Raw genomic sequence first — 24811 nt, forward strand, 5'->3', positions numbered from 1 at the left:
CATTAAATTCGTTTGTCCGCAGGTTCCACTACTAAGTAGCGATACGGTTCATCCCCTTCAGAATGAGTTTGAACATACGCATCTTTACTCAAAACTGAATGGATCTGCTTTCTTTCAAACGCCGGCATCGGTTCTAAAAAGACTGGGCGGCCTGTTCGTTTGACTTTTTCAGCAGTACGGCTAGCCAAACGTTCTAAGATCGCTTGACGTTTTTCACGGTAATCTCCGACATTCACTACAATCGACAATTTGTTTTTCGCGATGCGGTGAATATACACTTGCGCCAAATATTGCAGTGCATTCAAGGTTTTGCCGTGCTTCCCAATCAAAATGCCTTGTTTTTGCGTTTCTAAATGAAAGACGATCACGCCGTCTTGACGAGCGGTTTTTACTAAGGCGGGTGCATTCAATGCTTTTGAAATATTTGTCAGATAGAGTCCCAGCTGAGCCAGCGCTTCCTCATCTGAAAGATCCGTCAGCAAAACAGGTTCGCTCGCTGCTGCTTCCATCACACTGCTTGCATCCTCTGTCGTCACAGGATCTGGTTCTACCAGCGGTTTTGCTGGTACTTCTTCAACGGGTGCCGGTTCTTCAACGATTCGTTTTTCAATGGAGACCCGTGCTTGTTTTTTTCCTAGACCCAAGAAGCCTTTTTTTCCTTCATCCAGGACTTCGATTACTGCTTGATCTTTGGTGATACCAAGGACTTGCAATCCCTCTTGAATTGCTTCATCTACTGTCAGATTTTCATAAATCGGCATTGCAGTGCAACCTCCTCTTATTTTTTCCGTTTCTTTTTAGGACTCATTGCTTTTTTCAGCGCACGTTCACGCTCGCGTTCTTTGCGGGCAGCTTCTTCTCTTTCTTGGCGAATCTTGAATGGGTTATTTAAGATCATTGTTTGCACAACTTGGAATGCATTGGAAACGACCCAGTACAAGGAAAGACCGCTGGCAATGTTGATCCCCATCAGTAAGATCATCATCGGCATAGCGAAATTCATGATTTTCAGACTCGCATTTGATTCCACTTGGCTCATACTTGATAAGTAAGTACTTGCAAAAGTAAAGAGCGCCGCTAAAATCGGCAAGATGAAGTATGGGTCACGATCACCCAGCTGCAGCCATAAGAATTTTCCTTCTTGCAGAGCAGGAACCCGTGAGATCGATTGCCACAAGGCCATCAAAATCGGCATTTGTACCAATAATGGCAGACAGCCGGCATAAGGATTGACATTGTTTTCCGCATACAAACGTTGTGTTTCTTCTTTTAACTTGCTTTGTGTTTCTGTATCTTTTGACGCATATTGCTGCTGCAGCGCTTTTAACTTCGGTTGTAATTCTTGCGTTTTGCGCATGCTTTTGGTTTGGAAGTGCATCAACGGCATCAAAATGACCCGAATGATCAATGTAAAGAGGATGATCCCGATCCCGGCATTGCCGAAGGAGAGGGCTTTGATCGCCTCTGCAAAATAATAAACGATGTAACGGTCCCATAGACCAGTACTTTGTGCATTTACTTCACCTGTTGCACCGCAGGCAGATAAGACAACTACTAATGAGAGAACTCCCAAAAATAGTAAGACGCGTTTCCCTTTTTTCACGTAACTAATTCCTTTCCATTAATGAATAATTTTGGCAAGTTTTAAGACATGCTCTAAATTCGAGTAGATTTCCTTTGAGGAACAAGTGGCGATACTTGGACGGGCGATCACGATGAAATCGACCGCTGGTTCGATTCGCGGCTTCATTTCCGTTAAACTTGCACGGATCTTGCGCTTGATCTCATTTCGCTTCACTGCATTACCGACTTTTTTCCCTACAGATAAACCAACTCGAAAATGTGATTGCTCTTTAGGTAAGACATACACCACGAACTTCCGATTTGCAAAAGAATTTCCTGCCTGAAAAACTTTTTGAAAATCTTGCTCTGTTTTTACTCGATAGGATTTTCTCATCTTCGGTTCCTTCACTTCTTTCAATTAAGCTTCGCGAAACGGATTGAATCCGTAACCACTCACCTGTCAATAATACCATATTTGCCAAAAGTCAGACACTATATTCCGCAAAAACGGCATAAAAAAAAACCACTGGCATTCAGTGGCTTACGCAGAAATAACCTTTCTGCCTTTACGACGACGGCTAGCTAAAACACGACGTCCATTTTTTGTACTCATACGTTTACGGAATCCGTGAACTTTTTGACGTTTACGTTTATTTGGTTGATACGTTCTTTTCATTTATTTCCACCTCCATCAGGATAATGCTTATGCGCACAGACATACTTTGATAGTATAACGAGTCAAGTACTAGTTTGTCAATAAGAAGTTTGCTCAAAATCAGGCATTCTTTATCCACAATCCCTTTGATTTGTGTGGGTTTGCTGTTTATAGCCAATTTTTGTGGATAACTTTTTCCCCAGAGTTATTTTGGCTTTTTCCACAAACAAACAGCCTGTAGAAAAGTTTTCCACAATCACTTTTTTAACTGTTGATAACTACCCTAAAACCTAGTGTTATCAAGGCATGATCTTCACAGTGATCTGTGGATAAAGGAGATTATTTTACAGTTATTCACATTCTTTTTCTACCTGTGGATAGTCGGATTTCGAACATGTGCATTTCCATTTTTCTTTTATCCCGTTTTGTGGAAAAGTATTTTTTTCTAACCTTTTTTATCGTAATCTGTGGAAAACTTTTTCAATCCGTGCTATTTTAGTTATATCTATTCTTAGTTATAGGAGGACAATTTATGCCATCTGCTGATTCTATTTGGCAAGATCTTCAACGTTCCTTTAAAGAAGAGCTGAATCCGGCCAGTTATAGTGCTTGGATCGAGACTGCCAATGTCTTGTCGTTTGAAAAAAATCAGCTGCTGATCGAAGTACCCAGCGATCTTCATAAATCTTATTGGGAAAAAAATCTAGCTGCCAAAATTGTTGAAATGGGATTTATGAAAACTGGTGAAGAATTGATTCCTAGTTTTGTGACTGTCGAAGAAGCAGAAGCTTTAAAAACAGCCCCTTCTACTATTCAAACAGCTGCAGAAGAAAACGAGCGGCCGCCGAAATCGATCTTAAATGAAAAATACACATTTGATACCTTTGTCATCGGGAAAGGCAATCAGATGGCCCACGCTGCTGCTTTAGTTGTTGCAGAAGATCCTGGGTCTATTTATAATCCGCTGTTCTTCTATGGTGGCGTTGGTTTAGGGAAAACCCACTTGATGCACGCGATCGGTCATCAAATGTTGCTGAAACGTCCAAATGCCAAAATCAAGTACGTTAGTAGTGAAAATTTCACCAATGATTTCATTACTTCTATTCAAAAGAACAAAATGGAAGATTTTCGAAACGAATACCGCAATGTTGATCTTTTGCTGGTGGATGATATTCAATTCTTAGTCAATAAAGAAGGAACCCAAGAAGAATTCTTTAATACCTTCGAAGAACTGTATCGCAATAATAAACAGATCGTCTTGACAAGTGATCGTTTGCCAAATGAGATCCCGACTTTGCCGGAACGTTTGGTTTCCCGTTTTGCTTGGGGCTTATCCGTTGATATCACCCCGCCGGATCTAGAGACGCGGACTGCGATTTTACGGAAAAAAGCCGAAGCCGAACGCTTGGAGATCCCCGACGATACATTAAGTTATATCGCTGGGCAGATCGATTCAAATATCCGAGAACTTGAAGGAGCACTCGTGCGGGTGCAAGCTTTTGCTACGATGCAAAACTCAGACATTACAACGAGCTTGGCAGCTGAAGCCATCAAAGCCTTGAAATCAAGCCATGGCTCGACCCAAGTTTCGATTTTGCAAATCCAAGAAGAAGTCGCAAAATACTATCACATTCATGTCAATGATCTAAAAGGGAAAAAACGGGTCAAAGGCATCGTGGTCCCACGGCAGATCGCGATGTATCTCTCTCGAGAACTGACCGATAGTTCTTTACCAAAAATCGGCGGCGAATTTGGCGGCAAAGACCATACAACGGTCATTCATGCCCATGAAAAAATTCAGCATTTAGTCGAAACAGATCCCACGATCAAAAATGAGATCGCTGAAATCAAACAAATCCTCTTCAGCTGATCTGTGGATAAGAAAAGAAGAACCAAAAAAGTTGTCCACAAGTTATTCACAGGCATTTTCGTTAGTCTAATCACTCTTTTCTCGAGTTATCCACATTACTAACAAGCCTATTACTACTATTACTTTTATTTAATAACTATAAATTAAAGGAGTATCGCTATGAAGCTAACTTTAAACCGAACAGAGTTCATGCAAGAATTACAAACTGTCCAACGGGCGATTTCAACCAAAACCACCATCCCGATCTTAACTGGAGTAAAATTATCCCTTTCCGAAAAAGGATTGACCATGACTGGGAGCAACGCCGATATTTCCATTGAAACTTTTTTAAGTGTGGAAAACGAAAAAGCGCAAATGCAAATCGAAAAAACAGGAGCGATCGTTTTACAAGCACGTTTCTTCAGCGAAATTGTTCGTCGTTTACCTGAAAGTACCTTAACGTTAGAAGTTTTAGACAATAATCAAGTAGCGATCACTTCTGGAAAAGCCAACTTTACCGTCAACGGCTTGGATGCCGATAGTTATCCACATTTACCAGTTGTCGAAAGTCAAGATTCGATCGAGATTCCAGCGCACGTATTGAATAAGGTCGTTAGTGAAACAGTCTTTGCGGTTTCGCAACACGAAAGCCGTCCGATCTTGACTGGGGTCCACTTTGTCTTAGAAAATCAAAAATTATTAGCTGTTGCGACGGACTCACACCGTTTGAGCCAACGGGTGATTCCATTGGAAAGCGGAGAAACAGCCTTCAACATCGTGATTCCTGGCAAAAGCTTAACGGAACTTTCTCGTTCCTTAACAGATGAAGAAGAAGCGATCCAAATCAGCATTATGGATAACCAAGTGTTGTTCCAAACGAAAACCATGAAATTCTATTCTCGTTTATTGGAAGGAACTTACCCAGATACCAACCGTCTGATTCCTTCAAGCTTCAATACTGAGATTGAATTTTCTGTCCCAGAATTGTTACAAGCCATCGAACGGGCGTCATTGCTTTCTCATGAAGGCCGTAACAACATCGTTCGTTTGGCGATCTCCGAAGAAGCCGTTGTCTTATATGGAAACTCACCAGAAATCGGGAAAGTGGAAGAAGATCTTTCTTTTGAAAAAGTGACCGGCGACCCATTAGAGATCTCTTTCAATCCTGACTATATGAAAGCAGCACTCCGAGCATTTGGTGACACCAGCATCGTGATCCGCTTTATCTCAGCGATCCGTCCCTTTACATTGGAGCCAACAGAGAGCAAAGGCAGCTTTATCCAGCTGATCACACCGGTGCGGACCAACTAGTTTTTCATGTCTTTTGAAAAAAGTTGAAACAATCATCTGAAAATGAATAAATGAGTTAAAAGGGCTTAAAATCGTTTTTAAGCCCTTTTTTCTATTTTGGCTTCTTTTTTGTCTAAAAGCAGTAAGTCTTCTGAGAATGAAAAATATGCCGATGAATTTGTTTTCTTGGCAAAAAAAGAGTATAATAGAGCTAAACGCTCTTTGATAGAATTGAGGGGAATTATGAAAATGCAAATACCGTTAGAAACGGAATACATGACACTTGGACAAATGCTCAAAGAAGTCAGTGTGATCAGCAGCGGCGGCCAAGCGAAATGGTACCTTGCAGAGCACACCGTTTTTGTCGACGGCGAGCCAGAAAATCGACGAGGGCGCAAATTGTATGCGGGAATGCGTGTTGAGCTACCTGATGAAGGTACTTTTTTTATGGTGAAGAAGGAAGACGCCGATGCGGCTGAATGAGTTGCATTTAAGCAATTATCGGAACTATGATTCGCTGACACTGACTTTTGAGAAAGGTCTGGTCATTTTTTTAGGCGAAAACGCGCAAGGAAAAACCAATATTTTAGAAAGTATCTATGTATTGGCGATGACCAAAAGCCACCGCACCTCCAGCGAGCAAGAGCTTATCCGCTGGGACACAGAAGGGGCGCGGATCTCTGGCAGTGTCAGTCGGGGACGCTCAACGATCCCGTTAGAACTGTTTTTGTCAAAAAAAGGACGAAAAACGAAAGTAAACCACATTGAGCAAAAAAAGCTCAGTAGTTACATAGGGCAGTTGAATGTCATTTTATTTGCTCCAGAAGACCTCTCCCTTGTAAAAGGAAGTCCCCAAGTCCGCCGTAAATTTCTCGATATGGAAATTGGGCAGATCGATCCAATCTATCTTTATGATCTCGTTCAATACCAATCCGTTTTGAAACAGCGCAATCAATACTTAAAACAGCTGAATGAAAAAAAACAGACCGATGAGATCTATTTAGATGTTTTAACGGAACAGCTGGTGGCTTTCGGCAGTAAAATCATTTTAGCCAGACAACGATTTGTTCAGCGCTTGGCGTATTGGGCAAATCAGCTGCACCAAAAGATCAGCCAAGGAAAAGAAACCTTGCAGATCGACTACTTATCGAATGTGCCTGGTGAGGCGAGTACGCTGGAGGAGATCCAACAGCAATTTGTCAAAGCCTTGGCACAAGTCAAAGACCGTGAACGATTTCGGCAAGTCACGTTGGCAGGTCCCCATCGAGACGATCTGGATTTTTTGATCAATGAGAAAAATGTTCAGACCTTTGGTTCGCAAGGACAGCAGCGAACGACCGCCTTGAGTGTTAAATTGGCAGAAATCGATTTGATGAAAGAAGAAACGGGGGAATATCCCGTCCTTTTATTAGATGACGTCATGAGTGAGCTGGATGATTCCCGACAACTGCATTTATTGGAGACCATTGAAGGAAAAGTTCAGACCTTTCTGACAACGACGACATTAGAACATGTGAAAGACAAAATGTCTGTGGAAGCAGAGATTTTTTATGTAGAGCAAGGACATATTAAAGGAGAATAGACTGAATGACAGAAGAAGAAAAAAGCTTAGTTGAACGTGCGAAAGCCTATGATGCCAGTCAGATCCAAGTGTTGGAAGGACTAGAAGCCGTCCGCAAACGACCTGGGATGTACATTGGTTCTACCAGTTCAGAAGGTTTGCACCACTTAGTATGGGAAATCGTCGATAACTCGATCGATGAAGCACTAGCAGGCTTTGCCTCAAGTATTCAAGTGATCATTGAACCAGATAATAGTATTACGGTCGTCGATGACGGTCGGGGGATCCCCGTTGATATCCAAGCCAAAACAGGCCGTCCAGCGGTAGAAACCGTCTTTACGATCCTGCATGCCGGCGGGAAATTCGGCGGTGGCGGCTACAAAGTATCTGGTGGACTGCACGGGGTAGGGTCCTCCGTCGTTAATGCGTTATCCACGACTTTAGACGTAAAAGTCTATAAAGAAGGCAAAGTGTATTATCAAGAATACCATCGTGGGGCAGTCGTTGATGACTTGAAAGTGATCGATGAAACCGACCGCCACGGAACGACCGTCCACTTTGTTCCAGATCCAGAGATCTTTACGGAAACAACCGTATTCAATTTTGATAAATTAGCGACACGGGTTCGGGAATTAGCCTTCTTGAACCGTGGCTTAAAAATCTCGATCGAAGACAAACGGGAAGAAAAACCCGTCTTGAAAGAATATCATTACGATGGCGGGATCAAGAGCTATGTGGAGCATTTGAATGCAAGTAAGACAGTGATTTTCCCAGATCCGATCTACTTAGAAGGAGAACAACAAGGAATCACGGTTGAAGTTTCCATGCAATATACCGATAGCTACCACAGCAACCTGTTGAGTTTTGCCAACAACATCCATACCTATGAAGGCGGAACCCATGAATTCGGCTTTAAGACTGCCTTGACACGGGTGATCAACGATTACGCCCGCAAGTCAAAATTGATGAAAGAAAACGACGAAAACCTGACCGGAGAAGATGTTCGGGAAGGATTGACGGCAGTTATCTCTATCAAGCATCCAGATCCTCAGTTTGAGGGACAAACGAAAACCAAATTAGGAAATTCCGAAGTGCGGACAGTCACTGATCGTCTTTTTTCCGAACATTTCACGAAATTCTTGATGGAAAACCCGAATGTGGGTCGTCAAGTCGTGGAAAAAGGACTTTTGGCATCAAAAGCCCGTCAAGCAGCCAAACGTGCGCGGGAAATGACTCGCCGAAAAGGTGCGTTAGAAATCAGTAACTTACCTGGGAAATTAGCCGACTGTTCCAGTAATGATCCAGAAAAATGCGAATTGTTTATCGTCGAAGGAGATTCTGCCGGCGGTTCAGCAAAACAAGGCCGCAGTCGCGAATTCCAAGCGATCTTACCGATCCGTGGGAAAATTTTAAATGTCGAAAAAGCCAGCATGGACAAAATCTTAGCAAACGAAGAGATCCGTTCGCTGTTTACGGCAATGGGAACTGGGTTTGGTGCTGATTTTGATGTAGCAAAAGCCCGTTACCACAAGCTAGTTATCATGACCGATGCCGATGTCGATGGTGCCCATATCCGGACCCTACTTTTGACGCTGTTCTATCGTTATATGCGTCCAATCGTTGAAGCTGGTTATGTCTATATCGCACAACCGCCATTGTACGGTGTCAAACAAGGGAAAAATATCCACTATATCCAACCCGGCAAGAATGCCGAACAAGATTTGAAAAATACGATTGAATCACTGCCTGCGACACCAAAACCAACGGTTCAACGCTACAAAGGTCTAGGGGAAATGGATGACCACCAGTTATGGGAAACCACGATGGACCCTGAAAACCGGATGATGCTGCGGGTCAGCGTAGATGATGCCATAGAAGCCGATCAAATTTTTGAAATGCTGATGGGGGATCGCGTCGAACCAAGACGGGCCTTTATCGAAGAAAACGCGCACTACGTGAAAAATCTTGACATCTAGCCAATCGTAGAGGAGGAAACAGCTTGAGTGAAGAAGCAAAACAAAATATTCATGACGTCAATCTGACCAGTGAAATGCGCGAGTCCTTTATCGATTATGCAATGAGTGTAATTGTTGCTAGGGCTTTACCAGATGTGCGGGATGGCTTAAAGCCGGTTCACCGCCGAATTTTATATGGAATGAATGAATTAGGGGTCACACCAGACAAGCCCCATAAAAAATCAGCCCGGATCGTCGGCGATGTCATGGGGAAATACCATCCCCATGGGGACAGTGCGATCTATGAATCAATGGTGCGGATGGCACAGCCCTTTAGCTATCGCTACATGCTAGTCGATGGCCACGGAAACTTTGGTTCAGTCGATGGTGACGGTGCCGCTGCGATGCGGTATACCGAAGCCCGCATGAGTAAACTAGCGATGGAGATGCTGCGGGACATCAACAAAGATACCGTTGATTTCCAAAGCAACTATGATGATACAGAACGAGAACCAGCGGTATTACCTGCCCGCTTCCCGAACCTTTTGGTCAACGGGACGACTGGGATCGCTGTTGGGATGGCGACCAATATCCCGCCTCATAACTTGAATGAAGTCATTGCCGCCATCGATCTATTGATGGAAAATCCAGAAGTCACAACGAGTGAATTGATGGAAGTCCTACCAGGACCAGACTTCCCAACTGGCGGGATCGTGATGGGAAAATCCGGTATTCGCCGTGCCTATGAAACAGGGAAAGGTTCGATCACTGTTCGCGGAAAAGTCGAAGTGACTGAAATGCCCAACGGCAAAGAACGGATCTTAGTGACTGAATTGCCATATATGGTCAATAAAGCGAAGTTGATCGAACGGATCTCTGAGCTGCACCGTGACAAACGGATCGAAGGAATCACCGATCTGCGGGATGAATCGTCTCGTGAAGGCATGCGGATCGTGATCGACGTTCGTCGCGACGTCAGTGCGTCGGTGATCTTAAACAATCTCTACAAAATGACTGCACTGCAATCTTCTTTTGGCTTTAATATGTTAGCCATTGAAAAAGGCGTGCCGAAGATTTTGAGCTTGAAACGAATTTTAGAAAACTACATCGAGCACCAACAAGAAGTGGTGACTCGTCGGACACAGTTTGATAAAAACAAAGCAGAAGCTCGTGCCCACATCTTGGAAGGATTACGGATCGCATTGGATCATATCGATGAGATCATTGCTTTGATCCGAGCATCAAATTCTGATGATGAAGCGAAAAATAGCATGATGGAGCGCTTCAAATTGTCCGATCGCCAAGCGCAAGCGATTTTAGATATGCGTTTGCGTCGCTTGACTGGTTTGGAACGCGACAAGATCGAAAACGAGTACCAAGGCTTGTTAGAATTTATCGCTGATTTGACAGACATTTTAGCAAATCCACAACGGGTCCTAGAAATCATCCAAACGGAGTTGCAAGAATTAGGCCAACGCTTTGGCGATGATCGGCGAACTGAATTATTGGTTGGAGAAGTCTTGAGTCTTGAAGATGAAGATTTGATCGAAGAAGAAGAAATCGTCATTACCTTGACGAACAATGGGTACATCAAACGAGTAGCTAAGTCTGAATTCCGTGCACAACGCCGCGGCGGACGTGGCGTTCAAGGAATGGGGATCCACGATGAAGATTTCGTGAAGACATTGGTTTCTTGTTCGACTCATGACACATTACTGTTCTTCACCAATAAAGGGAAAGTTTACAAAGCCAAAGGTTATGAAATTCCTGAGTATGGTCGAGCAGCCAAAGGGATCCCTGTGATCAATCTCCTAGGGATCGATTCTAGCGAACGGATCGAAGCGATCATTTCGGCTTCTGGTGGGCCTCAAGAAGGACGCTACTTGTTCTTCACGACGCGTCTAGGTGTGGTCAAACGGACCTCAGTGACGGCCTTTTCAAATATCCGTGCCAATGGTCTGATTGCGATCGGTCTTCGGGAAAATGATGAGTTGGTCAACGTGATCGAAACCCACGGCGAAGATGTCGTGATCATCGGAACCCACGATGGCTACTCTGTGACCTTCAAAGAAGCCCTTGTTCGGGATATGGGCCGAACAGCTGCTGGTGTGCGAGGCATTCGTCTAAGAGACGGAGACTACGTGGTAGGCGCTGCAGTGATCACAGAAGACAGTGAAGTCTTGGTCATCACTGAGAACGGCTATGGCAAGCGTACCAAAGGCTCTGAATACCCAATCAAAGGTCGGGGCGGAAAAGGGATCAAAACAGCCAACATTACGGCGAAAAATGGTCCATTAGCCGGCTTGACGACGGTCAGCGGTGAGGAAGACATCATGGTGATCACCGATAAAGGCGTCTTGATTCGTTTCAATGTAGCGACTGTTTCCCAAACTGGTCGGGCAACCTTAGGGGTTCGTTTGATGAAGATGGAAAACAATGCCAAAGTAGTGACGATGGCAACGGTTGAACCAGAAGTCGAAGAAGAACTAGCGACTGCTGAAGAAACAGCGGTACAAGACGTACCAGATGTGGAAGAAACAACGGAAGACACCACGGATACACAAGAATAAGCAATACGTTTTCTAGGAAGACAGCAACCTGCGAACCTGCAGCTTGCTGTCTTCCTATTCTTTTTCAAAAAATCGGCAGCAGCTGACGTATTTATCAGTGTAAGCGATTGTTTGCGGTGATGGGTAGATGCAGGGACGCAAAAAAACAGCTTGCAGTAAGGACGAAAAAAGTGTATAATAATTATTTGTGAGTAGTCTAATTAGACCACTCTCTCTGCTCCTAGAAAACTAGGGGCCAAAGTCCACAGGGAGGTGAAAAATCAATGGAAAACACGAAATATGAGATTTTATATATCATTCGTCCAAACATTGATGAAGAAGCAAAAGCCGCATTGATCGCTCGTTTTGACTCAATCTTAACTGATAACGGCGCTGAAGTTATCGAATCAAAAGATTGGCAAAAACGCCGTCTAGCGTATGAAATGGATGGATTCCGTGAGGGTATCTATCACATCGTTAAAGTTTCTTCTTCAACAACTGCAAGTGCAATCAACGAGTTTGACCGTCTTGCGAAAATCAATGATGACATTATCCGTCACATGATTGTCAAAGAAGAAGCATAATATTGTTTCACATGAAACAAAAGCGATGAGGAGATGATGAACTTTGATTAATAATGTTGTACTAGTAGGAAGACTAACCAAAGATCCTGATTTACGTTACACTTCTAATGGCACTGGTGTCGCAACCTTTACCTTGGCGGTAAACCGCAATTTTACCAACCAAAGTGGAGAGCGCGAAGCTGATTTCATCAACTGTGTTATTTGGAGAAAACCAGCGGAAACATTAGCAAACTATGCACGCAAAGGAACTTTATTAGGGGTTACTGGACGTATTCAAACCCGTTCATACGACAACCAACAAGGCCAACGTGTTTATGTAACAGAAGTCGTTGCTGACAACTTCCAATTATTAGAGTCGCGGAATGCTTCCGAGCAAAGACGCACAACTGATAGCGGATCTGGCAGTAACAATACGTATAACTCAAACAGTTCTTCTGGATTTGGTAACAATAACTCAAATCAAACTCAATCCTCTCAACCATCAGGAATGCCTAATTTTGATCGAGACAACTCCGATCCATTCGGAAACTCATCAATCGACATTTCAGACGATGATTTACCATTCTAAGAAATTGATAGGAGGGAAATAGGATGGCACAACAAAGAAGAGGCGGACGCAAACGTCGTAAAGTAGACTACATTGCTGCAAACCATATTGAACATATCGATTATAAAGATATTGAATTACTAAAACGTTTCATTTCAGAACGCGGTAAAATCTTACCACGTCGTGTAACTGGTACTGGTGCGAAAAACCAACGCAAACTTACCATTGCAATCAAACGTGCGCGTATCATGGGATTACTTCCATTCGTAGGCGAAGAATAAATCAAATGATTTTCATTGACAAGTTTCTTTTGAAGCTTGTCAATTTTTTTATCCATCGAAGAGTAACTTGTTATTTTATATATAGATAGAATAACGAATGATAGAAATTTTTTCCTAGTTGGTTCACCAAAAAAGTTTCACGTGGAACTTTTTTGCATCAATCGCCTATTTGATTGTTTTGTGGTAAAATAAGGAACAAAGCTTCAAAAAAATGGGATGATACATTGAGGGGTAAAAAAGATGGCAGCAATTGGGTTGATTTCAATTGATAATTACGATGATTTGATTGAGAAAAAAGACGACAAACAAGTTTCTTATTTGAACTCGCTGATCACGACATTGATTTCTGATTGGGCAAGTGAGAATCATGTTTTTTACAAACGAATCAATTCCGAGCGGTTTCTTTTCGTCGCGAAGTATTCAGATATTGAGCGGATGAAGGAAGAAAAATTCCAATTTTTGACTAGAGTACGGCAAGTTGCGGAAAAAAATGATCTGCCATTAACGATTAGTATGGGGATCTCCTATGGGGAAGAGTCTTTTGAAGAGATCGGGGAAGTGGCACAAAACAATCTCGACATTGCGTTAGTTCGCGGCGGTGATCAAGTCGTTTTAAAAGAAGCCAAAGAAGAAGCAAAACCGCAATTCTTTGGTGGCAATACAGACGGCACACCCAAGAGAACGCGTGTTCGTTCTCGTGCCATGAGTACGGCGTTGAGAAAGATTTTTGCTGAAAACCAGCGGATCTTTATCATGGGTCATCGTTACCCAGACATGGATGCCTTAGGTTCGGCTTTTGGGGTGGCTTACATGGCGATGATGAGCGATAAAGAATGCTACATCATTTTAAATCCAAAAGAGATCACCGCAGACATTCAACGGGCATTGGAAGAATTGAAAAAATACCCCGAGCTGGAACGATTTGTGATCACTGGGGAAGAAGCAGTTAATTTATCAAATGAAGAAAGTGTGCTAGTGATGGTAGATTACCATAAGCCGTCGATGTCGATCTCGCAAGCGGTCTATGATGAATTTGACAAAATCGCAGTGATCGATCACCATCGTCGCGGGGATGAGTTTCCCGATAAGCCACTCTTGACGTATATTGAATCTTCCGCGTCTTCGGCATCGGAACTGGTAGCAGAATTAATCCAGTATCGTGCTTCTCGCAGATCGCAAGTCCCGAAATTTATTACGACTTCTTTATTAGCGGGCATCTACGTGGATACGAAGAACTTCACGGTGCGAACCACTGGTCGGACCTTTGATATTGCTGGTTATTTGAAAAACCAAGGCGCAGATACGTCATTGGTTCAATACATGTTGAGTACGGATCTCGATTCCTATTTGATGATCAGTGAACTGGTTTCTCGCAGCCAGCATTTCCGAGAAGATATCGTGATTGCTGCAGCGGATGAAGATCGGGTGTACGATAGTGTCACCGTTGCGAAAGCGGCCGATACTCTGCTATCGATCAACGGGATCCATGCCGCATTTGTCATTACGAAACAACCAGGAGATTTGATCGGTATCAGTGCTAGAAGCACTGGTAAAGTCAATGTACAAACCTTGATGGAGGCATTAGGCGGCGGCGGACATTTTACCAACGCAGCCACGCAAATAAAGAACAGCAGCATTGGTGATGTAGAAAACCAGCTGCGAGCGGAATTAACGAAAAATGAACAATAACAAGGAGTGACCAAGATGAAAGTTATTTTCTTACAAGATGTCAAAGGCAAAGGCAAAAAAGGCGATATCAAGGAAGTCCCTAATGGCTACGCACAAAACTTTCTGATCAAAAACAACTTAGCCAAACCTGCCAACAATGAAAGCATGGCAGAATTAAAAGGCAAACAAAAAGCCAAAGAAAAACAAGACGCAGAAGTCTTAGCAGAAGCGAAAGAGTTAAAAGCACTTCTTGAAAAAGAAGAAACCGTTGTGAAGATCAATGCCAAAGCAGGGGAAGATGGCCGCTTGTTCGGTTCGATCCCATCAAAACAAATCGCAGATGCCTTGAACAAGCAATACAAAATCAAAATCGACAAACGCAAAATCGAATTGGATCAGCCGATCCGTGCATTAGGCTTTACGCAAGTACCTGTAAAATTGCACCCACAAGTAACAGCAACGATCAATGTTCATACCATCCAAGAATAAGCATTACTCCCAACAGTCACATGTTGGGGTTTTTTTCGGCAAACGTCCAAGCAATCTTGTACTTTGGATGGGAATCTTGTAGAATGAATGGACGAAGGAGCGAATGGCATGAATGAAGTTTGGCAAAATCAAGTTCCCCCACAAGATATTGAAGCGGAACAAGCGGTCCTAGGGGCAGTCTTTTTAGATGCCGATGCGATCATCGATGCAATGGAAGTAATCGCCCCAGAAGATTTTTATCGCCGCAGCCATCAAATAATTTTTCAAGCAATGATCCAGTTGAACGACCGTAGTGAATCGATCGACTTGATTACGTTGAAAGCAGAAATTGAAAAAAGCAACAGTCTTGAAGATGTTGGCGGCCTGACGTATCTGACTGAACTGAGTCAAGCTTCACCATCAGCAGCAAGTATTGCTTATTATGCGAAGATCGTTGACGACAAAGCCACGTTACGCAATCTGATCCAAACAGCGAGCCGCATCGTAACCAAAGGCTTTGAACAAGATGAAGATGTGCAGTCGATCATTGATCAAGCAGAAAAAAGTATTTTAGAAGTATCCGAAAAGCGCAATAGCAATGGCTTCCAATCGATAGCGGAAGTCTTGAATCGGACGATCGAAACGATCGATCAGTTGGCGCAAAACAACGAAGAAATCACCGGATTACCTACGGGTTATGCGGCTTTAGACAAAATGACGGCGGGGCTGCAAAAAGAAGAGCTGATTATTCTTGCTGCCCGCCCCGCGGTAGGGAAAACCGCGTTTGCCTTGAATATCGCACAAAATGTCGGAACGAAAACCGATCGTTCCGTGGCGATCTTTAGTCTGGAAATGGGGGCTGAATCATTGGTCAACCGGATGCTTTGTGCGGAAGGCTCGATTGAGGCCAGTCACTTGCGGACGGGGCAGCTCTCAGAAGAAGAGTGGCGCAATTTGATCGTTGCCATGGGCAGTCTTTCTAACGCCAATATCTATATCGATGATACCCCTGGGATCAAGATCTCTGAGATTCGGGCGCGTTGTCGGAAACTGGCGCAAGAAAAAGGCAATCTCGGCTTGATTTTGATCGACTATTTGCAGCTGATTGAAGGAACGGGTCGCGAAAACCGCCAACAAGAAGTCTCTGAGATCTCTCGCCAATTAAAGAAACTGGCGAAGGAATTAAAAGTGCCAGTGATCGCACTGTCTCAGCTTTCTCGGGGTGTGGAACAACGACAAGACAAGCGTCCTGTTTTAAGTGATATTCGGGAATCAGGATCGATCGAGCAGGATGCCGATATCGTTGCTTTCTTGTACCGAGATGACTACTACCGCAGCGAAGGCGACGATGACGATGAACCAGAAGAACAACAAAACAACAATGTGATCGAAGTCATTATCGAGAAAAACCGGAGTGGTGCCCGAGGGACCGTCGAACTTCTATTTATCAAAGAATACAATAAGTTCTCCTCGGTCTCGCCGCGAGAAGAGTTCGGGTAAGACACCAACGATGTGAGAAACCAAGGCTCCTGCTGCCGTCTGCATTGCGCTGATGGCAGCAGGGCTTTTTTTATGTGCCGACTTTATTCGTTTTTACGTGTATAAATAATTATTGAGAAGAAAATAGTTCGTTTTTTACCCCTGAAAAATGAGAATTTAAAACGATTATTCGATTTTAGATTGAAAGAGCTTGCGAATCTTGTTACAATACTTAGGGAATGCACTAATTAAAGAAAGAGGTCATTATATGTCATCTGTAGTAGTAGTAGGTACACAATGGGGCGATGAAGGTAAAGGAAAGATTACGGACTTTTTGAGTGAAAACGCGGAAGTCATTGCACGTTATCAAGGTGGAGACAATGCCGGCCATACGATTAAATTTGACGGTGTGACCTATAAACTGCATTTGATTCCTTCTGGGATCTTTTATGCAGATAAAATCAGTGTCATTGGAAACGGGGTCGTTGTGAACCCGAAATCATTAGTTAAAGAATTAGCATACTTGAAAGAAAACAATATAATAACAGAAAACTTAAAGATTTCTGATCGTGCACATGTTATTTTACCTTACCATATCCAATTGGATCAGCTGCAAGAAGATGCTAAAGGTGACAACAAGATCGGTACCACGATCAAAGGGATCGGACCAGCCTATATGGATAAAGCTGCCAGAGTCGGCATTCGGATCGCTGATCTTTTAGACAAAGAAATTTTTGAAGAACGTCTGCGTATCAACTTAGAAGAAAAAAATCGTCAATTCGTGAAAATGTTTGACGCAAAGCCAATCGCCTTTGAAGACATTTTTGAAGAGTATTACGAATATGGCCAACAAATCAAAAAATATGTGACGGATACTTCGGTGATCCTTAACGATGCCTTAGATGAAGGCAAACGGGTTTTATTTGAAGGGGCACAAGGCGTGATGCTGGATATCGACCAAGGAACCTATCCTTTCGTGACATCATCCAACCCCGTTGCTGGGGGAGTCACTATTGGTAGTGGTGTGGGTCCTTCAAAAATCAACAAAGTCGTTGGTGTCTGCAAAGCTTACACCTCTCGGGTAGGAGATGGTCCTTTCCCAACGGAACTGTTTGATGAAACAGGTGAACAAATTCGTAAGATCGGTCGTGAATACGGAACAACGACAGGACGTCCTCGCCGTGTGGGCTGGTTTGATACCGTCGTGATGCGCCATTCAAAACGTGTTTCAGGGATCACGAACCTATCCCTTAACTCGATCGATGTCTTGAGCGGCTTAGAAACCGTGAAGATCTGTACGGCTTATGAACTAGACGGCGAATTGATCTATCATTACCCAGCAAGCTTGAAAGAGTTGAACCGCTGCAAACCAGTCTACGAAGAACTTCCTGGCTGGTCTGAAGACATTACTGGCTGCAAAACATTAGCAGATCTGCCAGAAAATGCACGCAATTACGTTCACCGCATCTCTGAATTAGTCGGTGTCCGCATTTCGACCTTCTCGGTAGGACCAGACCGCAGCCAAACCAACATTTTAGAAAGTGTTTGGGCGCAAATCTAATCTGACGCAAAAGCTTCAGAACAAGACGAAGAACTCCTGTGTCAAAAGCAGTCAACGATAAGTTTGGCTGCTTTTGATGAGAATTTCTTCTGTCTTGTTCTTTTTTTGCTATAATAGGGGGTAACGAGAGGGGTGAAACCATGTTTCAAATCATGACAGATTCCTGCTGTGATTTACCAGCAGCAAGATTAGCGGAGCTAGATGTTGCGTATATTCCGATGCTGATCGAATTAGACGGCAAAGAATATATCGATGATATGGGCAAAGAATTTGATACGGAATGGTTTTTAGGAAAACTAAAAGAACATGCGCAGCCGACAACTTCTCAAATCAATGTCGGACGTTATATGGAGTATTTTCGGCCGTATGTCGAAGCGGGCACACCGGTCCTTTATTTAGGTTTTTCTTCAGGAATGAGCGGCTCATTCCAAAGTGCCGTCCAAGCCGTAGCCTTACTAAAAGAAGAATACAAAGAAGTTGCGATCACCTTGATCGATACGCGCTCTGCGAGTTTAGGCGAAGGCTTCTTAGTGGCTGAAGCAGCCCAACAAAAAGCCCAAGGACGTTCGTTGCTAGAAGTCAGCCAATGGGTAGAAGAAAACAAACTGCGTTTAGATTCATGGGTCACCGTCGACGATTTAAAACAATTGGAACGCGGCGGCAGAATCTCTAAAACGGCGGCAGCGATCGGCGGATTGCTGAACGTGAAACCAATTATTACCGTCGATACTGCGGGAAAATTACGCAGCGTTGATCGAGTGCGGGGACGCAACAAAGCGATCCAAAAAATCGTAGATCAAACCATCGCCAATCTTCACGAATCAAAAACCAATACGGTTTATTTTGCCAATGCTGGCGATGCCGAAGCGGCGGAGAAAGTCATCAAACGTTTGACCGAAAAAATTCCTGACATTATTATTCATCATTATCCATTAGGTCCAACGATCTCCAGTCATACCGGCTACGGCTGCTTGGCGCTGTTTTCATTCGGCAAAGCCCGTTTAGAACAAGCGTAACCTGCCAAAAATACCCGAAGCACCTAGGAAAAATAAAAGAAACGCTCCAGTTGCAGCCTTGGTGGCGGGCAACTGGAGCGTTCTTTTTTTCAAAAGCAGCTTATTGATTCATTTCTGCTACGCGTTTTTGGACATCTTTGTTTTCTAAGAATTCATCGTAGGTCGTTTCGGCACGATCCACCACGCCTTTGCTAGAGACCGCAATGATACGGTTCGCAAGGGTTTGAATAAATTGGTGGTCATGAGAAGCAAACAACAATGAGCCGGTGAAGGCCATCAAGCCATCGTTTAATGCGGTGATCGATTCTAAGTCCAAGTGATTGGTTGGATCATCCAATACCAGTACGTTGGCTTTTGAAAGCATCATTTTCGACAACATGCAGCGAACTTTTTCGCCCCCGGAAAGAACATTGACGGGTTTTAATACTTCATCCCCAGAGAACAACATGCGACCTAGGAAGCTGCGCAAGAAGGTATTGTCGTCTTCTTCTTTGCTTGCGTATTGACGCAACCAATCAACGATCGGGGTATCCGTATCAAATTCGCTGGTCGTATCTTTTGGCAAGTAGGCATGCTGCGTGGTCACGCCCCAACGAACACTACCTGTATCAGGAGTGATTTCCCCCATGATGACTTTGAATAGCGTTGTGGTGGTGATATCGCTATTGGCAACAAAAGCGACTTTGTCGTCTTTGTTCAAGGTGAAAGAGATATTGTCTAAAATCTTTTTGCCGTCGATCGTCACACTGACATTGTCGACTTGCAGCAAGTCATTCCCGATTTCACGTTCTGGTTTAAAACCGACAAACGGGTAGCGGCGAGACGAAGGTTGAATATCATCAAGAGTGATTTTATCCAACATTTTTTTCCGAGATGTTGCTTGTTTGGATTTTGATGCATTGGCACTAAAGCGTGCGATAAAGTCTTGCAGTTCTTTGATCTGCTCTTCTTTTTTGGCATTTGATTGGGATTGTAATTTCGCAGCTAATTGGCTTGATTCCAACCAGAAATCATAGTTGCCGACAAACAATTTGATTTTGCCGAAGTCTAGATCGGCCATATGGGTACAAACTTTATTTAAGAAGTGGCGGTCATGGGAAACAACAATGACGGTGTTGTCAAAGTTGATCAGAAACTCTTCTAACCAGTTGATAGATTGGATATCCAATCCGTTGGTAGGCTCATCTAGGAGCAAGACGTCTGGCTTACCGAAAAGGGCTTGTGCGAGTAAGACTTTCACCCGTTGACCAGCAGTTAGATCTTTCATCAAGACATGATGCAATTCATCGGGAATGTTCAAGCCTTGCAAAAGAACAGCTGCTTCGGGCTCTGCTTCCCAGCCATCAAGTTCCGCAAATTCGCCTTCTAGTTCGGCGGCACGAATCCCATCTTCATCAGAAAAGTCTTCCTTCATGTAGATCGCGTCTTTTTCTTTCATCACTTCGTAGAGACGTTTATGGCCCATGATGACCGTTTCGATCACTGGAAACTCTTCGTAATCATAGTGGTTCTGCTTCAAGACAGCCATCCGTTCATCAGGACCTAAAGACACATTCCCGGTTGAAGGTTGGATCTCACCAGATAAAATTTTTAAAAAAGTTGATTTACCAGCACCATTTGCACCAATCAAACCATAACAATTACCAGGCGTAAACTTAATATTAACATCATCAAACAGTTTGCGGTCTGAAAAATGCAAACTTACATCACTTACTGTAATCAATTCTTTTCCTCACTTTATATAAATTGACATGGAGTCTCCTAGCATTATAGCGATGAATGTTGAAACTTTCAAGTAAAGCCGAGGATTTCATCAGGAAAGGCTTAGGGCTGGTGAAAGAAAAATTTTGGCTGCTGCTGCCTTCCTAGTAGAACCTGACGGCTTCCTATGCTAGAGTATTGGTAGAATAGTTAGACAAAGGAGCAGACGAATGGTGGATTGGTTGGTTGGATTGTCGCCATGGCAGCAAGCGTTGGCGGGGACAATCTTTACGTATGGTATGACGGCGCTTGGGGCAGCGCTAGTCTTTTTCTTCAAAGAAATCAATAAAAATGTCCTGAATACAATGTTGGGGTTTGCCTCTGGCGTGATGATCGCTGCTAGTTTTTGGTCGTTATTAGATCCTGCGATCGCACGAGCCGAAGAAAATGGCGACATTCCGTGGCTTGTGGTCAGCATCGGGTTTGGTTTGGGTGGTTTGTTTCTATATGCAGCAGATAAGACGCTCCCGCATATGCATTTTGGGCCGAATCATGAAACAGAAGGTTTGCCCAGTCATTTGAAGCGAACGATCTTGCTGGTCTTTTCCATCACGCTGCATAATATCCCAGAAGGCTTGGCGGTAGGGGTAGCGTTTGGGGCGGCGGCTAGTGCCGATGATCCGCGAGCAGCGATCTTAGCGGCGCTTTCGGTAGCGATCGGGATCGGGATCCAAAATTTTCCAGAAGGCGCAGCCGTTTCGATCCCCTTGCGCCAAGAAGGGTTAAGCCGAACCAAAGCCTTTATGTACGGGCAAGCGTCAGGGATCGTAGAACCGATCGCCGGTGTGATCGGAGCTTTGCTAGTAACGAGTATGTCCGCTGTCTTGCCGTATGCGTTGGCTTTTGCAGCGGGTGCTATGATCTATGTAGTGGTGGAAGAATTGATTCCAGAAGCGCAGCAAACCTTGTCTAGTCGCCGCCATTTTGCGGTCTTTGGCGTCATGCTAGGCTTTATCTTAATGATGGTTTTAGATGTAGCATTAGGCTGATCGATAAAAAAACACCTGACTTTCCAAAAGTCAGGTGTTTTTGATTTACTTGTAATTAACGATAATATTTTCTTGGCTTTTGGCGAATCGATGTTAACCAGCGAACGATCAAAACGGCTAGCAGCAAAGGAATCCCGAAACGGAAGACCAATCCGATCAACCCACCAACAATGCCTAATACAACGGATAAAACAAGGGATGCTGCGATTAAAACTGCCACGACAGTAACGATTCTTCCTAATAAACTTTCTGTATTCATTGTGACTCCTCCTAGACTTTTTTTCTTATCCCAAGCATAACAAGAAAGAAAAAGAAACACATCCAACTTAAGACGGAATAATTGCTCCGCCGTGCGCCATAGGTTTGTGATAAACTAAACATGAATGAATCATGAAAGGAGTCAAAAAGAATGAATGCAGAAATTCTCACGAGCCAAGTCATCACAGAAGGAGGGTGCAATGCCTGTTTGCCTTATGAACTCAATACTTTCACGCTGCAGCTGCCGGATGGTCGTAGTTTTTCGTTAGAAAACTTGGATGCTGCTGCATTGGTGATGCCAATTGCCCAGATCAATCAGTGGCAGACGCGCTTATTATTAGAAGAAGACGAAGGATTGATCTATCAAAAAGGAACGCAAGAAGTAATTTTCGTAGAGGGCAGCCGTCAGGATACGTTTTCCAGCAAAGGACAGACGATTTCTTGTCCGAAAAAGAGTTGCGAAGCTGACGTCTTTGCCACAACCAATCGAGTGCTGACAGAATTGTTTGGCATCGAACCGATTTCCTTCGTTCTGCGGGCTGCACAAGCATAAGAGGACGAAAAAAAGCCGCTTGCGCATGTACCGACCTTTTAAAGTTAGCTTTTTAGTCTAACTATTGGAAGTCATGACAGCAAGTGGCTGTTTTTTCGTATCGTTACTTACGGATCTGGCCTTCGCCATAAATAATGTATTTGGTAGAAGTCAGTGCTTCTAACCCCATTGGCCCACGGGCATGGAGTTTTTGCGTCGAGATGCCGATCTCGGCACCAAAGCCAAACATAAAGCCATCCGTGAAACGGGTCGAGGCATTGACGTAAACCGCCGCCGCATCAACTTCTTTCAAGAAGCGTTGGGAAGCGAAATAATCATCGGTGATGATCGCTTCGGAGTGCTTCGTATTGTAGCGATTGATGTGAGCAATGGCTTCTTCTAGCGAAGCCACCACTTTGATCGCTAAGATATAGTCTAAAAACTCGGTTGCCCAGTCCTCTTCAGTGGCAAGCTGTGCATTGTTCAAAAACGCCAACGCTTTTTGATCCCCTCGCAATTCGACTTGCTCGGCAAACTGCTTTTCTACCATAGGCAAAAACTCCGCTGCCACTGCTTCATGGACGAGGATCGTTTCGATGGCATTGCAGACAGAAGGGCGTTGCGTCTTTGCATTCGTGACGATCGCCAGTGCCATCGGCAGCTGGGCTGCTTGGTCGATGTAGATATGATTGTTGCCGGTGCCGGTTTCGATCACTGGCACCGTGGCGGTCTCTTTGACACGACGAATCAAGCCGGCGCCTCCCCGAGGGATCAAAACATCCAAGTAATCTGTCAGCCGCATCAGCTCAGCCGCTGTTTCGTGGCTCGTGTCTTCGATAAACTGGATCGCATGGCGGGAGTGTCCATTGGCAGCTAAAGCCTCTTGTAAAATAGTCACGAGGACTTGATTGGAGTGGAAGGCTTCCTTTCCACCACGCAAAATCACGGCATTTCCTGATTTGAAACACAGACTAGCTGCGTCAGTGGTGACATTAGGGCGGGCTTCGTAGATGATGCCGATGACCCCTAAAGGCACTCGTTGTTGACCAATCAAAAGATCGTCAGCATTGCGCCACATTTTATCCACGGCACCGATTGGGTCGGGCAATTGGGCGACTTCTCGGATGCCGTTAGCCATCTCGGTGATCCGTTGTTCTGTCAGCAACAGACGATCTAGCATCGTTTGGCTGGTTCCTTTGGCTTTTGCGGCGGTTAGATCTTGTTGATTAGCAGCTAAAATCGTCTCGGTAGCTTTTTCTAAAGCATCGGCCATCGCTGCCAGTAGGTGGTTTTTTTCACTGGCACTCAGTAAGCTTAATGTCTGGGCGCTTGCTTGAGCTTGTTGACCGATCGTTTGCAAGTTGCTCATTGCTCATCCTCCGTTCGTTGATAAAAGTGGGTGCCGACAGGTTCCCCTGCGAGCAAGTCAAAAATAATTTTCGGCTGCTTGCCGTTAGCCAGCAGCATGTGACTGTTCAAGTCTAAGATACGTTGGGCGGCTTTTAGTTTACTGGTCATACCGCCGGTTCCATAAGGACTGCCTTTTCCCGTAGCTTGTTCTAAAAGTTCTGGGGTGATTTCATTGATCTCGGAATACAAGACGGCCTCAGGATCATTCAGCGGATTGGCGGAATAAAAGCCGTCGATATCAGAAAGCATGATCAAAAGCTCGGCTTTCGTCAACTGAGCGACGATCGCTGACAGCTGGTCATTGTCGCCGAATTTGGTGAGATGATCCAATTCATCCACTGCTACCGTGTCGTTTTCATTAATGATCGGGATGATCCCCATCGTAAGTAATTGCTCTAAGGTGTTGCTAACGTTTTGACGGCTTTGGGGAAATTCGATGATGTCTCTGGTCAGCAGGATCTGTGCAGTCTGCTGGCTATAGCTTTGAAAACGCTGGTTGTAGATCGTCATCAGTTCCGATTGGCCAACGGCGGCCACGGCTTGCTGCTGCGGGATCTCCACGGGTCGTTCTTTCAAATTCAACTTGTTCATGCCAACACCGATCGCACCAGAAGAAACTAAGATGATTTCTTTGCCTTGGTTTTGCAAAGCTGCTAAGACAAAGGCTAATTCATCGATGCCAGCTAGATTGATGGCACCATTGGGATAAATCAACGAGCTGGTGCCGATTTTTACAACGATTCGGTTTTTGTTTGAAAGATCTGCGCGCATATGCCACCGCCTATTTTTTGATATTTTTTCTATTGTACTCGCAAACGGGCGTTTCGTCATGTCC

Annotated in this window: 24 protein-coding genes; 16 read left to right on the forward strand and 8 right to left on the reverse strand. The window is 44.2% G+C overall.

Annotation, left to right across the window (positions count from 1 at the left end):
• Positions 1-2: 2 nt before the first annotated feature.
• The 4 genes from jag to rpmH form a co-directional block, all read right to left on the reverse strand.
• A complete protein-coding gene (jag, locus tag A5878_RS00145; RefSeq protein ID WP_081116711.1) occupies positions 3-761 on the reverse strand; it encodes an RNA-binding cell elongation regulator Jag/EloR in 759 nt (252 codons plus the stop codon).
• Positions 762-778: 17 nt separating this feature from the next.
• Positions 779-1603: a YidC/Oxa1 family membrane protein insertase gene (locus A5878_RS00150; protein WP_010748469.1), complete on the reverse strand. Its 825-nt coding sequence runs from the start codon at positions 1601-1603 to the stop codon at positions 779-781.
• 18 nt (positions 1604-1621) lie between these two features.
• Positions 1622-1957, reverse strand: coding sequence for a ribonuclease P protein component (gene rnpA / locus A5878_RS00155; protein WP_015510644.1), 336 nt, complete (start codon positions 1955-1957; stop codon positions 1622-1624).
• Positions 1958-2104: 147 nt separating this feature from the next.
• Complete coding sequence (rpmH, locus tag A5878_RS00160; RefSeq protein ID WP_002356012.1) at positions 2105-2239, reverse strand: 50S ribosomal protein L34; 135 nt, start codon at positions 2237-2239, stop codon at positions 2105-2107.
• 511 nt (positions 2240-2750) lie between these two features.
• Here rpmH and dnaA point away from each other — a divergent pair.
• From dnaA to A5878_RS00235, 14 genes are all read left to right on the forward strand, one after another.
• On the forward strand, positions 2751-4088 hold the full coding sequence (gene dnaA / locus A5878_RS00170) for a chromosomal replication initiator protein DnaA (RefSeq protein WP_015508676.1): 1338 nt from the start codon (positions 2751-2753) through the stop codon (positions 4086-4088).
• Between the two features lie 159 nt (positions 4089-4247).
• Positions 4248-5378: a DNA polymerase III subunit beta gene (gene dnaN, locus A5878_RS00175; RefSeq protein ID WP_005226354.1), complete on the forward strand. Its 1131-nt coding sequence runs from the start codon at positions 4248-4250 to the stop codon at positions 5376-5378.
• 222 nt (positions 5379-5600) lie between these two features.
• Positions 5601-5840 carry a S4 domain-containing protein YaaA gene (yaaA, locus tag A5878_RS00180; RefSeq protein WP_008376781.1) on the forward strand — a complete coding sequence of 80 codons (240 nt, stop codon included), beginning with the start codon at positions 5601-5603 and terminating at the stop codon, positions 5838-5840.
• On the forward strand, positions 5827-6939 hold the full coding sequence (gene recF / locus A5878_RS00185; protein ID WP_005226357.1) for a DNA replication/repair protein RecF: 1113 nt from the start codon (positions 5827-5829) through the stop codon (positions 6937-6939). The genes yaaA and recF overlap by 14 nt, the downstream gene beginning before the upstream one ends.
• Before the next feature lie 5 nt (positions 6940-6944).
• Positions 6945-8894 carry a DNA topoisomerase (ATP-hydrolyzing) subunit B gene (gene gyrB, locus A5878_RS00190; RefSeq protein ID WP_005226359.1) on the forward strand — a complete coding sequence of 650 codons (1950 nt, stop codon included), beginning with the start codon at positions 6945-6947 and terminating at the stop codon, positions 8892-8894.
• A gap of 23 nt (positions 8895-8917) precedes the next feature.
• Complete coding sequence (gene gyrA, locus A5878_RS00195; protein ID WP_016608933.1) at positions 8918-11443, forward strand: DNA gyrase subunit A; 2526 nt, start codon at positions 8918-8920, stop codon at positions 11441-11443.
• Between the two features lie 263 nt (positions 11444-11706).
• The gene (gene rpsF, locus A5878_RS00200) at positions 11707-12006 is read left to right on the forward strand and encodes a 30S ribosomal protein S6 (RefSeq protein ID WP_005226363.1); all 300 of its coding nucleotides are present in this window, start codon (positions 11707-11709) and stop codon (positions 12004-12006) included.
• Positions 12007-12049: 43 nt separating this feature from the next.
• Complete coding sequence (ssb, locus tag A5878_RS00205; RefSeq protein ID WP_005226365.1) at positions 12050-12574, forward strand: single-stranded DNA-binding protein; 525 nt, start codon at positions 12050-12052, stop codon at positions 12572-12574.
• A 23-nt stretch (positions 12575-12597) separates the two neighbouring features.
• Positions 12598-12834, forward strand: coding sequence for a 30S ribosomal protein S18 (rpsR, locus tag A5878_RS00210; protein WP_005226367.1), 237 nt, complete (start codon positions 12598-12600; stop codon positions 12832-12834).
• 240 nt (positions 12835-13074) lie between these two features.
• Positions 13075-14523 carry a DHH family phosphoesterase gene (locus A5878_RS00215; RefSeq protein WP_015508681.1) on the forward strand — a complete coding sequence of 483 codons (1449 nt, stop codon included), beginning with the start codon at positions 13075-13077 and terminating at the stop codon, positions 14521-14523.
• A 15-nt stretch (positions 14524-14538) separates the two neighbouring features.
• Positions 14539-14991: a 50S ribosomal protein L9 gene (rplI, locus tag A5878_RS00220; protein ID WP_005226371.1), complete on the forward strand. Its 453-nt coding sequence runs from the start codon at positions 14539-14541 to the stop codon at positions 14989-14991.
• 108 nt (positions 14992-15099) lie between these two features.
• A complete protein-coding gene (gene dnaB, locus A5878_RS00225; RefSeq protein ID WP_005226374.1) occupies positions 15100-16470 on the forward strand; it encodes a replicative DNA helicase in 1371 nt (456 codons plus the stop codon).
• A 247-nt stretch (positions 16471-16717) separates the two neighbouring features.
• Positions 16718-18010, forward strand: coding sequence for an adenylosuccinate synthase (locus A5878_RS00230; protein ID WP_086294304.1), 1293 nt, complete (start codon positions 16718-16720; stop codon positions 18008-18010).
• A gap of 140 nt (positions 18011-18150) precedes the next feature.
• A complete protein-coding gene (locus tag A5878_RS00235) occupies positions 18151-19026 on the forward strand; it encodes a DegV family protein (RefSeq protein ID WP_005226378.1) in 876 nt (291 codons plus the stop codon).
• 100 nt (positions 19027-19126) lie between these two features.
• Here the strand turns inward: A5878_RS00235 and A5878_RS00240 are convergent, their stop codons facing one another.
• On the reverse strand, positions 19127-20749 hold the full coding sequence (locus A5878_RS00240; RefSeq protein WP_005226380.1) for an ABC-F family ATP-binding cassette domain-containing protein: 1623 nt from the start codon (positions 20747-20749) through the stop codon (positions 19127-19129).
• 208 nt (positions 20750-20957) lie between these two features.
• On the opposite strand from A5878_RS00240, the gene A5878_RS00245 reads away from it, so the two are divergent.
• On the forward strand, positions 20958-21776 hold the full coding sequence (locus A5878_RS00245; protein WP_016608938.1) for a ZIP family metal transporter: 819 nt from the start codon (positions 20958-20960) through the stop codon (positions 21774-21776).
• A 55-nt stretch (positions 21777-21831) separates the two neighbouring features.
• On the opposite strand, the gene A5878_RS00250 is transcribed toward A5878_RS00245, so the two are convergent.
• Positions 21832-22035: a hypothetical protein gene (locus tag A5878_RS00250; protein ID WP_086294305.1), complete on the reverse strand. Its 204-nt coding sequence runs from the start codon at positions 22033-22035 to the stop codon at positions 21832-21834.
• 150 nt (positions 22036-22185) lie between these two features.
• On the opposite strand from A5878_RS00250, the gene A5878_RS00255 reads away from it, so the two are divergent.
• Positions 22186-22587 carry a DUF4809 family protein gene (locus A5878_RS00255; RefSeq protein WP_010748477.1) on the forward strand — a complete coding sequence of 134 codons (402 nt, stop codon included), beginning with the start codon at positions 22186-22188 and terminating at the stop codon, positions 22585-22587.
• Positions 22588-22690: 103 nt separating this feature from the next.
• On the opposite strand, the gene A5878_RS00260 is transcribed toward A5878_RS00255, so the two are convergent.
• Both A5878_RS00260 and proB read right to left on the reverse strand, forming a co-directional pair.
• Positions 22691-23935, reverse strand: coding sequence for a glutamate-5-semialdehyde dehydrogenase (locus A5878_RS00260; RefSeq protein ID WP_086294306.1), 1245 nt, complete (start codon positions 23933-23935; stop codon positions 22691-22693).
• Positions 23932-24747 (reverse strand): glutamate 5-kinase, encoded by an 816-nt coding sequence (gene proB, locus A5878_RS00265; protein WP_005226390.1) that lies wholly within the window; start codon positions 24745-24747, stop codon positions 23932-23934. The genes A5878_RS00260 and proB overlap by 4 nt, the downstream gene beginning before the upstream one ends.
• Between the last annotated feature and the right edge of the window lie 64 nt (positions 24748-24811).

This window comes from Enterococcus sp. 3G6_DIV0642, assembly GCF_002140635.1.
In the GTDB taxonomy this organism is placed as follows: domain Bacteria; phylum Bacillota; class Bacilli; order Lactobacillales; family Enterococcaceae; genus Enterococcus_D; species Enterococcus_D casseliflavus.